Genomic DNA, 12,743 nt, shown 5'->3' on the forward strand with positions numbered 1-12,743 from the left:
AAATTTAAGTCATAAAAAAAACGGGAACCCTCACTATGTGAGAAGTCCCCGCCTTTTCTTTATAAAATGATTGGAAGAGCTATAGTTAGGTGTGTCTAACTGTTCCTGAGTATATCCAAATTGCCAACATATGTCAATAACCTGCCCGCCATTTGTAATGATAACATTTATCAGTTCGCTCTTCTCTCCTGTCTTCTTCGCTTTATGCCTCTCCATGCCCCCATGATCATGTCCCTGTACACGCCAGGATTGAATATGAGCAGCAATGGGAAGAGCTCCAGTCGTCCCGCAAGCATGTCAAACATCAGAACATACTTGGTAAATCCCGTCAGCCCGCCAAAGTTTCTGGTAGGTCCTACCTCGGAAAGACCCGGTCCTATATTGTTGAGACACGATGCCACCGCAGTGAAGTTGGTCACCAGATCCCTGCCCTCAAGGGACACAAGAAATACAGACAGGGTAAATATTCCCATCAGCGTGATGAAGTATACATTTACCGCCCTGACTACCTCGTGCTCCACCGGTTTGCCATCCATGTTTATCTTCTTGATATTCTTCGGATGGAAATACGAACTCAGCTCCTTGACAACGGTCTTGAACATTATCACGAGTCTCGACACCTTCATACCGCCACCGGTGCTTCCCGCACAAGCTCCGACAAACATCAGTATGACCAGCACCGTCTTACAGGTCTGTGACCACTGGTCAAAATCCGCCGATGCGTAACCCGTCGTGGTGATGATCGATGCCACCTGGAAGGCCGCATGTCTTATAGCATCTCCGATATTTGCCATAGTCTGCATCAGGCTCAGAGTTATTATCGTTATTGCACCGAGTATTATCAGCAGATATGTCCTGACCTCCTCCATGGAAAGTGCCTTTCGGATGTTCCTGAACAGCACAAAATAATAAAAGTTGAAATTCACACCAAACAATATCATGAACACAGTTACAACCCACTGTATATATGGTGAGAAGCTTCCAAAGCTGTCGTTCTTTATTCCAAAACCGCCTGTTCCGGCTGTTCCAAATGCCGTACACAGAGCATCGAACAATGACATATGTCCAAACATAAGGAAAATGACCTCCAGAACCGTCATTCCGAAGTAGATAACATACAATATCCTGGCAGTGTGCTTGAGTCTTGGAACAAGCTTTCCAACGGATGGCCCCGGGCTCTCCGCCTTCATCAGGTTCATATTTGAACCGGACGCACTGTTCATCGGAATGATGGCAAGCAGGAACACCAGAACTCCCATACCGCCTATCCAGTGGGTAAAGCATCTCCACAGCATCATGCCATGTGACATACTCTCCACATCGCTCAGTATGCTGGCTCCCGTTGTGGTGAATCCCGATATTGTCTCAAACAGTGCATTTGTGAATGAAGGGATCTCCCCTGAAATAACAAATGGCATGCAGCCAAATATACTGAGCAGTATCCAACTGAATGCCGTGGCTACACATCCCTCTTTGAGATATATGGTCTGATTTGCCGGTTTTCTAAGTGTCATAAGCGTTCCTATCACAAGACATGATATTATGACTATAAGGAACGCAAATATTTCATGTTCCTGATATATGAGAGATGTCAGGCATGGAATGATCATGAGCAGACCCTCAAGTCTTATGATCTGGCCAAGTATAAATACTATCATGGAATTATTCATAATCTTCTCCTAATCAAACTGCCTTAAGCAAGTATATCTCTTATATCCGTAAATCCTGTCTCAGTGGTGACTATCATGGCCGTATCTCCAACCTGTATAGAATCCTGACCTGTTGGAAGCAGGATCGAACCGTTTCGATTTATAAATGCTATGAGGAGGTTCTTCTTGAGATTGAGATCCTTCAGCGGTATATCCGTCACCTCCGACTTCTCATCCACACGGAACTCTATCGCCTCAGCTCTTGAGTCAAACATGTGGTAGAGTGTCTCTATGCTGTTACTGTTGGAATTTTTCTTCGCACGGACATATGCGACTATGGACTCCGCAGTTATACTGCATGGATATACAACACTTCCCAGATCAAGGCTGTTTATGACCTCTCTGAAATTGCTCCTGTTTATCTTGGTTATCGTCTTGGCATTTGAATGTTTGCGGGCGTGGAGAGTCAAAAGTATATTCTCCTCGTCGATTCCTGTCAGGGACACAAATGATTCAGTCTCCGCAAGACCCTCCTCGTTCAAAGTCTCCTGATCCGTTCCATCACCATTTATGATTATCGCCCTCGGCAGAAGGACTGAAAGCTCCTCACAGCGCTTCTTGTTCTCCTCTATGATCTTGACGGATATTCCCATGTTCACGAGCTGTCCAGCCAAATAATATGCGACATTTCCTCCACCGATTATCATGGTGTTTTTGACTCTCGCAGTCTTGAAGCCTATGTGCTCCATGAATTTTCTGGACATAGGCCGTGTTCCCACACATGACATGATGTCACCGGCCTTGAGGACAAAATCACCGGAAGGGATATAGAACTCCCCGGCTCTCTCAACTGCCGCTATAAGTATATTTATCGGCTTCTGTTTATTTGCAAGATCCTTACCGAGATCAGCTATGCTCTTATTGTCCAGCACGTTCTTCTCCGGGATCTTTATCCTGGTCATCTCCGCCTGTCCGTGTGCAAATGAATTTATCTCAAGAGCCGTTGGCAGATACAGTACCCTCGACACCTCGATTGCAGTCTCAAGCTCAGGGTTTATGATCATGGTAAGTCCAAGCTTCTCCCTGAGATAGCTTGCCTCCTTGCTGTAATCCGGGTCTCTGAGTCTCGCTATGGTCGCGCAGTCTCCGACCTGCTTGGCTATGGTACAACACAGGATGTTGAGCTCATCCGACGACGTGACTGCAGCTATCAAATCTGCGTTCTGTATTCCCGCCTCAAGCTGCACGCTGTGATTTGCTCCGTTTCCAACTATTCCCATAACATCATACTGATTTGCGTATGTTGCGACCTTCTGGGGATCCTTGTCTATGATAGTTATATCATGTCCCTCATTTGCAAGCTGCTTGAGTATGGCCACGCCAACCTTTCCACAGCCCACTATTATGATCTTCAATCCCGTCTTCTTGCTTGATCTGCTACCAAACACGGATTTATCCTCCTTGATTACCTTCAATTAGCTAAGCCAAGTATAGCATGCTAAATATAAAAATCAACACCTGCCACTTTTCTTTACTGAAACCTTACACGAACAGTCTTATTATGCAACACACCAGCACAAATATGACAAATGCTATGCCGACTATCATATTTGTTCTCTTGCTGAAACCTTTGGTGGGTTTTCTGTAGATTCCGTCATCTTCTTTGTTCTTCTTCATAGCCTTTTCTGTCTCCTGTTTTATTGTTATGAGTTTATTTTATATGTGATTTTCCGCAATAGCCTTAAGCCTCTTTATGAGCAGATTCACATTTGTGTGCCTCTTCAAAGAATTTTCCCCACTCTTTATGAAATCCCATGACTCCCCATAAGTCATATCTGTAGTCACAGTCTCATTCTCCTCAAAAAAACGCTCCAGCGATCCCGACGTCTCATGCTTCATCGAGAACTCCGCCGCCCTCCGCACCTTGCCGTGCTCATCTGAATTTGCATCCCGATACAGGAAATGATCCAGGTTGCTCGAAAAATAGTATACGGAGTATTTTATCTTTTTACTTCCTATCTTTATTGATGACAGCGAAGTGAGCACATCCAGATTCGCACTCTTGCAGAGATTGCGCTCCTTCACGTGATCCGGATTTGCCGTCACAATGATATCCGGGTAGTATACCGGCTTGTCTTCATTTCCCCCATCAGTCACGACCAGATTGTCATCTATGTACGCCCCATCCATATCCACAAAATGAATTATCTCCACAATGTCCTTCGGATACAGGCCCGTCCTCTTTAGCAGAGGACTGACCATTATCTCATCTATAAACCGCTCTATGTTGTCAGGATGTATGCCATTCTTTGAGGTTATATCACCGCCAAAGCTTCCGTCATCCTGCATGAGCATGGCAAATTCCAGAACAATATCAGGATCTATATCCTCCAGAAGCTGTCCAAATGGCACCTCAAGAGCATTCCGGTCCGACACTCCCTCGACAAGGAACAGGAAGATCTTCTTCTTAGGTCGTTTCCCCATGATCCATACCTGCCTTTCTGAATGCCGATACAATCTTGAACCTCTTCGTATTCCTATACAGCTCCTCGTCCTGTTCTCCAACCACGATCTCCCTGAAATAAGTATTTCTGAGATTGTTGCTACTTCCGATTCCCTTCATACGGATATACCTATTTCTCGGATTTGTCGTGGTGAAATATATATAATCCTTGCTTATGACCTCCAGCGGTCTGAGGTTATGCGATGTAAATATAAACTGCCCCTTGCCAGACTCCTGGAACGTCTGCAGCACCTCTCCCAGAAGATACTCAAACACACCGGCATCCAGCTCGTCTATGGCTATCGTGCACGACTGCTCATTGTACGCATCTATTATCAGACTGAGCACCGACACGATCTTGCGGATACCGTCGGACTCGTACCTGAATGGCATGTGCACTCTTCCGTCAGGCGCAGCCTCCTGATTGTGGAACACACTCATGTCCGTCTCATTTCTGCTGGACACTATCTCCACCACATGTCCCATACTGCCATCCTTCATGAGGGCAGGCGACAGCTCGTGAAGATCAACATTAAGTCCCGGAACTATCTGGCTGAGGACTATGTTTATATTCTCAAACTGGCTCTTTATCTCGCTGAAGACTATCTCCGGCATGATGTTCGGCACATCCGTCTTCAGAAGGAATTTACCGCTCTGTGTGTATAGCGGAAGTCCGTAGTTGAGTCTTATATATCCTGTTGATTTCGTATCTACCACATGAAGATAGAGCTGACTGTAGTACGCCAGCTCCAGTATAACCTGATAAAACTCAGAGTATAACCCGCACTCATCGCACACCTTTGCAGTTCCGAGCGAGAAGATAAACGACGCCGACTTTTCCTGCGCCAGTCTTCTCACCACATTCAGCTCATCCACGAACTTTCTGTCATTTGTTATGAAATATTTCTGCTTCGATACAGGCCCGAACGGCATGTCGTCAGTGCATGTGTCAATCACAGGCTGAAGTATCATCTTCCTGCCCTCAAAATCACCTGACATACTCAGTTTCTCACCCGATATGCGGACTCTGTAGCTCGGCTGGCCACTGTTCTGATCCTCTCCTCCGTACTGTCTGAATCCGTTATTTGTCTCATTCTCCACGGCGGACATGAGGAATTCGTACACAACCTTTCGGATGCGTCCGTCCTCGTACTGAAGGTCAAATGTAAACTCCAGTCTGGCCATCTCCTGACCCTTTGCCACACATTCTGCATACACCGCCGGAACCTCAGCTCCAATCATCAGAAGCTTCAGTATGGCAAGCGCCTCTATAAAACTCGTCTTACCCGAGCCGTTCTGTCCATAAAGTCCCAATATATCTGATTCTGTTCCATACGGAACAAACTTCTTTCCACAGGCAAATACTATCTCTCCATGCTCCACACTCTTGAAGTTGTCAAGCACCGCTTTCTGCAGTCTTATCGTGGGAAGCCTATCCCAGTGGTCTTCTCTAAATTGTCTGATTCTCATTCACGGTCTCCTCAGATGCTCTTAATATAACGTCATAAAACTGTATTACCATTATATTGTTATCTCCAATTTCCGTCAACAGCCATCAAGTTTTTCGAATTTTATATTCTGTTTTTTTGATCTTTCACAGCTTTACCATTTCTATATCTTAACGGTGGTTCTCCCACCGCCGCAGAAAATTTCCTGATAAAATAACTTACATTTGGGTAACCTGATTTCATGGCAATCTCGGTAACCGACAGATCTGTGGACTCGAGAAGATGCCTTGCATACTTAAGTCTAACATAGTTCACATACTGTGTGAGCGTCATGTGAAATCTCTCACTGAAGAATCTTGACATGTACTTTTCCGACAGATGAAAATGTTCAGAAAGCTCAGCAAGACTTATGTGCTCATGATAATTATCCTGTATATATATAAGTATCTCCTTTTCCAGTCCACCTGACGCTCTCCCTGTCTTCGCTTCAAGCTGATCGTATTCCACTAAAAGATCTACAACCTGCAACAATCTGATTCTCACCTGTATCTGTCTGTGTGTTCCAAATTTCCCATTTTCCTCTGACAACTCATCAAGAATAGGTACAAGTTTTTCAAGCAGATTCCGATTCGTCACTTCAGGTCTGAATTCCCGTGTGTGATTCCTAAGAGGAAAAAATATCTCATCCTCCAATTCATCCTTGGTCTGAAATGATATGAATTCCATCGGAAACAGAAATGTAAAATAATCCACCAGTGTTTCCGGGGCGGCCATCATATGCAGCACTCCCGGACTTACTATATATACAGCTCCGTCATCCCCTATAAATTTCTGTCCATCAATCTCAACCATAAGTGGACCTTTCCTTACATATATTATCTCCACCTCATCATGCCAATGAACCGGGATCTGGAATGCATGTGGCCAGTATCTCATATGATACTCACAAAATGGATATTCTCTTGTCCCGTGTGGATGATTTTCCTTTAATTCTGCGTACATCTTAATCTCCTGCCTCCACATTTGTCTCATACTACGTTATCATACTACCCCATATGTGGAATATGTGCAACTTTTGATTGATATAGTACAAGATTCAGCCTGTGGAAATGCGATATTATACAATTTAGTTACAATATATAATTTGGCACTAGTCTGCAAAGGAGCAACGGTTATATGAAGAAATTATCTGCACTTTTTATACCTATATGTTTTGAAACACTTTTCTATATGTTGTCCGGTATGGTTGACACACTCATGCTATCATCAGTTGGGGACTATGCCGTGGGTGCTGTCGGAACCGCCAACAGTTATATCGGAATGTTCATCATCATGTTCTCCATCATATCATCCGGCATGATGACGGTCATGACTCAGAATATCGGCGCAGGCAGACCTGGGATTGCTTATCAGGCACGCCAGCTTGGTCTTATATTCAACTCAGTCATAGGTATGGGAATGTCTATATTCCTGTTCATTTTCTCCGGAAATATTCTTGATCTGATAGGAATAGCCGGAAACCTCAGGGAACCTGCCATGAGCTATCTTGAGATCGTTGGCGGAGGGTGCTTCCTGAACGCGCTGATTCCAATATTTGCAAGCTACCTCAGGGCATTTGGACATACAAAGCAGCCTCTCATCGCTACCATAATCGGCAACCTTGTAAACTTCGCCTTAAATGCAGTATTTCTCTTTGCGCTGCATAAAGGGGTGCAGGGTGTCGCTACAGCGACAGTCATATCCAAGGTTATCAACCTTGCAATTGTTATCTTTTTCTCCTGCACCCTTGTAAAAGCAGGAAAAAATCCCGAAAGGCTTTCTAACAGAACTGTCCTTTCACAGATCATCAGAGTCGGACTGCCATCTGCATTCGAATCCGTTCTGTACAATGTCGCCATGATGCTGGTGGTCAAGTTCCTGAACCAGATGGATACTGACGGAATAAATGTCACGGCACGATCCTACGCAGTCCAGATAAGCAACTTCTCCTACTGCGTCGGCTCAGCGCTCGCCCAGGCAAATGCCATCATGACCGGATGGCATATCGGTTCCGGCGATATAGATGCATGTAAAAGAGATACCAAAAAGGCCGCCATCATCGGTGTGATCGTGGCGACCTGTCTTGAAACTTTATTTGCAGTCACAGCCCCATGGGCCATGAAACTGTTCACCGACAACCCGGACATGGTACATATTGTCACAAGGCTCCTTGCTATTGACATCATCCTCGAGGTTGGCAGAGTTACAAACCTTGTCTACGGCCAGGCTCTGAAGACCAGCGGAGATGCGGTATTCCCGGCCGTCATAGCAGCTGTCTTTATGTACGTGTGTGCTGTCGGCGGTACATGGATGTTCGGCCTGCACTTAGGGTTCCTTGCAACCGGCGCCTACATAGGCCTTACCTGTGACGAATGTGTGCGCGCAGTTGGTATGGTCCTGCGCTGGCGAAGCGGAAAGTGGACAGAGAAGAAACTGGTGTGATAATACACTAATACCAAACGTATTCCAGAATGTATCAGCCCCATACTTCAGGCTTTTATCACAGAATTCCACCTATCATATACACCACAAATGCTGCAAGCCACGCCACAACGCACTGCCATATCACTACGGCGATAGCCCAGCGGTGCCCCATCTCTCTCTTGATGGAGGCGATGGCTGCTATACAAGGCGAGTAAAGCAGGCTGAATACGAGCAGCGATGCTGCAGCCCTGGTTGTGATAGCTGCGGTCACTGATCCGTTAAACAATATCTCAAGTGTGGATACCACACTCTCCTTCGCCATGATACCGCTTATGAGCGACGTACATATTCTCCAGTCGCCAAGTCCAAGCGGCTTAAATATCGGCACCAAAAGTCCGGCTATCGCAGCAAGTATGCTGTCCTGCGAGTCTTTCACCATATTGAGGTGCATATCAAAGCTCTGAAGGAACCAGATACATATAGTTGCAAGAAATATAACTGTGAACGCCTTCTGAAGAAAGTCCTTTGCCTTCTCCCACAGGAGCTGGCCTACGTTCTTCGCACCCGGAAGTCTGTAATTTGGAAGCTCCATGACAAAAGGAACCGCATTGCCCTTAAACAATGTGCTCCGATAAACCATAGCCACAATTATTCCTATCGCAATTCCAAGGAAATAAAGCCCTGCCATAATAAGGCCGCCCTTTCCAGGGAAGAATGCGCTTACAAAGAACGCATATATAGGAAGCTTAGCTGAACAGCTCATGTATGGAGTGAGCAGAATAGTCATCTTTCGGTCTCTCTCACTCGGGAGTGTCCTGGTTGCCATGACGGCCGGAACCGTACAGCCAAAGCCTATCAGCATCGGAACTATACTCTTGCCGGAAAGTCCGATCTTCCTTAGCAGCTTATCCATGACAAATGCAACTCTGGCGATGTATCCGCTGTCTTCCATGAGCGACAGGAAAAAGAACAGAGTCACTATGATCGGAAGAAAACTGAGCACACTTCCGACACCCGCAAATATTCCATCCATAACAAGGCTCTTGACGACCACATTTACATTTGCTGCGGTGAGAAGCTTTCCCACCTGAACCGTGAGTGCATCTATCCCCATCTCTAAAAGTTTCTGCAGACCTGCTCCGATCACGTTAAATGTCAGATAAAACACCGCCAGCATGATACCTATAAAGCATGGGATTGCGGTATACTTACCCGTAAGAATGCGATCTATCTTTTCGCTTCTGATCCTCTCCTTGCTCTCCTTTGGCTTGACTACACAGTTTTCACATACCTTTTCTATGAAATTAAACCTCATATCAGCTATGGCTGCACTCCGGTCAAGTCCTCGCTCTTTTTCCATCTGGATTATCAGATGTTCTATCGTCTCTTTCTCGTTCTCATCAAGTCCAAGCCTGTCAAGTATGAGATGATCTCCCTCTATGATCTTGGTAGCAGCGAATCTAAGCGGCAGATCTGCCGCCTTTACATGATCCTCTATAAGATGCGCCACCGCATGTATACATCTGTGAACAGCTCCGCCAAACTCATTCTCATCACAGAAGTCCTGTCTTCCAGGCTTTTCCTGATACTTGGCTATATGTATGGCGTGTCTTACAAGCTCATCCACACCCTCGTTTTTTGCCGCAGATATAGGCACAACCGGGGTTCCAAGCATTGCCTCCATCCCATTTACATCTATGGAGCCCGAATTGCCTGTGACCTCATCCATCATGTTGAGTGCGACGACAACCGGTATCTCCATCTCAAGAAGCTGCATTGTGAGATACATATTTCGCTCTATATTAGTAGCGTCTACTATATTGATGATAGCCTTTGGGTGATCATCAAGCACAAAGTTTCTGGACACGATCTCCTCGCTGCTATAAGGAGACATCGAATATATTCCAGGCAGATCCGTCACGGAAGTATTCTCCCTGCCCCTTATCGGACCATCTTTTCTGTCGACAGTTACTCCAGGGAAATTGCCTATATGCTGATTTGATCCGGTGAGCTGATTGAACAGAGTCGTCTTTCCACAGTTCTGGTTGCCAACCAGGGCAAATGTAAGTCTTGTTCCTTCTGGAAGCGGATCACCGTCCCCTTTGACGTGATATTTTCCTTCCTCGCCAAGTCCTGGATGTTCCTTCTCCTCTATGATCTCAACTCTGGTGTGGGCTCTGGATCTTGTCTCTATCTGCTCTGCATCTATCTGCTCTGCATCAGCCAGTCTGAGTGTAAGTTCATATCCATGGATCTGAAACTCCATAGGATCGCCCATCGGAGCAAGCTTCACAAGGGTGAGCTCCGCACCGGGTATAACACCCATGTCAAGGAAATGCTGTCTTAGCTCTCCTTCACCGCCAACTGCCTTTATTCTGGCACTCTGTCCTACCTTCAAATCTCTCAGTGTCATAATTGATTATCCTTCTTTCATCATTCATCCAGATTCATCCACGCAGTCTTTCAGTACCACAAAATCGTCTGTCGAATGCCGTCTATTTATGTTTATTGATATTTTTTCTCAATTATAGCACGATGCGTTGTATGCGCAATATATAGATCCTGATTATCGTCTATATTTTCACGGCTTTTTCATGTGCATCTCTGTCTATAGAAGTCAGTTCCTTAAGTTCCCTCACCGTAAACACACCGCAGACAATCGCAGTTATTCCGTCCGCTATCGGTCCCGCATACATGACACCATCGATCCCCATGAATATAGGGAATATGATGATGAGAGGAAGCAGAAATAGTATCTGTCTTGTGAGTGACATGAACACACCAAGTCTCGCCTTTCCTATAGAGTTGAAGAAGTTTGATGTCACCGGCTGGATTCCATTTACGATGGTAAGAAACATATATATCCTGAAGTATCTCTCTGAAAACTGGAAGTACAGCTCGCTTCCCTCTCCAAATGCGCTTATGATCTGTCTAGGGAATATCTGGAATGCTGCAAATGCCACCACCGACAGAGCTGATGCTGCTGCCAGCGCCAGAAGATAAGTCTTTCTCACCCTCCTGTACTTTCCTGCGCCATAGTTGAAGCCTATGATCGGCTGGGTTCCCTGTGATATTCCTATAACGATCGCCATGAATATCATGTTTACCTTGCTTATTATTCCTGAACACGCAAGTGGTATGTCGCCTCCATACACCGACTGTGCTCCGTATCTTGAGAGAGTATTGTTCATGACAACCTGGACTATCGCCATGGCTATCTGATTGAAACACGCCGACGCACCGAATCTGAATATATTGCCGCAGGGCTCTCCTCGCATAACAAAACTTTCCCTGGTAAGATGTATTGTCTTGAAATGGAACATATATCTGAGGCTTATGGCAAATGATATGATCTGTCCTGTGATAGTTGCCAGCGCCGCACCGCGCATACCCATATCGAGCCCGAATATAAGTATCGGATCAAGTATAGTGTTGATGATGGCACCTGTCAGCATGGATATCATTGAATACCTCGGACTTCCATCAGCCATGATCAGCTTGCTCATTCCGGTATTCGCTATCAGGAATGGGAAACCTATCGCTGTTATCCTTGTGTACTCCTGTGCAAATGGCAGAACCTTGTCAGTTGCGCCGAATGCCTTTAGCATAGGTGTCAGGAATATTGTCGTCACAAGGAAAAGTGCCACGCCAAATATCGCCATGAGACAGATTCCATTTCCTGCTGCCTCAGCCGACTTCTTCTCATCTCCGGCACCAAGCTTCAATGAAAAGCTGGTCGCACTTCCTATGCCAAGAAGAAGCGATATCGCGGTACATGCCGTTGAAAGAGGAAATGCTATATTTGTCGCAGCATTTCCAAGCATTCCCACTCCGTGTCCAATAAATATCTGGTCAACTATATTATAAAGTGCTGTCACCAGCATGGATATGATACACGGTATGGCAAAGGTTGTGAGCAGATGTGCCTCATTCTCATATCCAAGGGGATTGTTCTGATTTTCATTTGTCTTTGTGTTATCAGATGTCATGATTCTGTATTGCCTTTCTGTCTGTATTGCGACTCAGTTTTTCATTCCATATTTCTTCAGGTCTACCCGGTCATTTTCAACCTCTATGCCGTCTGCCCTCAGGCGGTCCGCCTGGACATTTGCTCCACCGAACGCAAATGCTCCCGCAAGCTCACCCTTGGAATTCACCACTCGGTAACACGGTATATTCTCAGGATCAGGATTCTTATGAAGTGCATTGCCCACGGCTCTCGCCATCTTCCTGTCACCTGCCATCTCCGCAACCTGGCCGTATGTTGCAACACATCCCTTCGGAATCTTCTTCACCGCATCGTAGATCCTCTTTGTCGGACTGTAGGTTACTATGTCATAGCTCTCCGCTATCATCTGCTTCACCGCATCATCGGGCACACTTCCATCAAGTATAATCGTATTCCAGTGCTCCTTGTTCTGGTGCCATCCAGGTATAACTGATTCAAATGCCTGCCTCCAAAAATCCAGCGACTCTGAATCAGCTTTAACGTTCAGATTGATATATCCATTCCTCTCATAAGTCCATAGAAATGCTTTCTTACTTCCCTTTACCCTGACAAGCTGCCAATTCTGGTCGTGAAATGGAGCCTCCTGGTAAGTGTCCGGAAATGAGAGACCATATGCCAGAACTTCCTCCCTTGTTGTCATGTGTATTTTTCCTTTCTTGTGTTGCGATTAT

The 12,743-nt window shown here is 45.7% G+C and carries 10 protein-coding genes; 1 reads left to right on the top strand and 9 read right to left on the bottom strand.

Annotated elements, in window-relative coordinates:
• Positions 1–170: 170 nt before the first annotated feature.
• The 6 genes from DWW70_RS11605 to DWW70_RS11625 form a co-directional block, all read right to left on the bottom strand.
• Complete coding sequence (locus tag DWW70_RS11605) at positions 171–1,670, bottom strand: TrkH family potassium uptake protein (RefSeq protein WP_117874842.1); 1,500 nt, start codon at positions 1,668–1,670, stop codon at positions 171–173.
• A 23-nt stretch (positions 1,671–1,693) separates the two neighbouring features.
• Positions 1,694–3,097, bottom strand: a complete 1,404-nt coding sequence (gene trkA / locus DWW70_RS11610; RefSeq protein WP_055147099.1) for a Trk system potassium transporter TrkA — start codon at positions 3,095–3,097, stop codon at positions 1,694–1,696.
• A gap of 94 nt (positions 3,098–3,191) precedes the next feature.
• A complete protein-coding gene (locus tag DWW70_RS15340) occupies positions 3,192–3,326 on the bottom strand; it encodes a hypothetical protein (protein WP_015534037.1) in 135 nt (44 codons plus the stop codon).
• A gap of 39 nt (positions 3,327–3,365) precedes the next feature.
• Positions 3,366–4,133 carry a hypothetical protein gene (locus DWW70_RS11615; RefSeq protein ID WP_015534038.1) on the bottom strand — a complete coding sequence of 256 codons (768 nt, stop codon included), beginning with the start codon at positions 4,131–4,133 and terminating at the stop codon, positions 3,366–3,368.
• A complete protein-coding gene (locus tag DWW70_RS11620) occupies positions 4,117–5,622 on the bottom strand; it encodes an AAA family ATPase (protein ID WP_015534039.1) in 1,506 nt (501 codons plus the stop codon). Before DWW70_RS11620 ends, DWW70_RS11615 begins: the two co-directional genes overlap by 17 nt.
• A gap of 101 nt (positions 5,623–5,723) precedes the next feature.
• Positions 5,724–6,602 carry an AraC family transcriptional regulator gene (locus DWW70_RS11625; protein ID WP_118649895.1) on the bottom strand — a complete coding sequence of 293 codons (879 nt, stop codon included), beginning with the start codon at positions 6,600–6,602 and terminating at the stop codon, positions 5,724–5,726.
• A 174-nt stretch (positions 6,603–6,776) separates the two neighbouring features.
• On the opposite strand from DWW70_RS11625, the gene DWW70_RS11630 reads away from it, so the two are divergent.
• Complete coding sequence (locus DWW70_RS11630; RefSeq protein ID WP_118649896.1) at positions 6,777–8,081, top strand: MATE family efflux transporter; 1,305 nt, start codon at positions 6,777–6,779, stop codon at positions 8,079–8,081.
• Between the two features lie 58 nt (positions 8,082–8,139).
• Here the strand turns inward: DWW70_RS11630 and feoB are convergent, their stop codons facing one another.
• From feoB to DWW70_RS11645, 3 genes are all read right to left on the bottom strand, one after another.
• Positions 8,140–10,476, bottom strand: coding sequence for a ferrous iron transport protein B (gene feoB / locus DWW70_RS11635; protein ID WP_118649897.1), 2,337 nt, complete (start codon positions 10,474–10,476; stop codon positions 8,140–8,142).
• A gap of 160 nt (positions 10,477–10,636) precedes the next feature.
• Entirely contained in the window at positions 10,637–12,052 is a 1,416-nt protein-coding gene (locus DWW70_RS11640; RefSeq protein ID WP_015534042.1) for an MATE family efflux transporter, read from the bottom strand.
• Positions 12,053–12,085: 33 nt separating this feature from the next.
• The gene (locus DWW70_RS11645) at positions 12,086–12,712 is read right to left on the bottom strand and encodes a methylated-DNA--[protein]-cysteine S-methyltransferase (RefSeq protein WP_118649898.1); all 627 of its coding nucleotides are present in this window, start codon (positions 12,710–12,712) and stop codon (positions 12,086–12,088) included.
• Positions 12,713–12,743 lie beyond the last annotated feature (31 nt).

Origin of the sequence: Coprococcus sp. AF16-5 (genome assembly GCF_003479365.1) — a bacterium.
Lineage (GTDB): Bacteria > Bacillota > Clostridia > Lachnospirales > Lachnospiraceae > Coprococcus > Coprococcus aceti.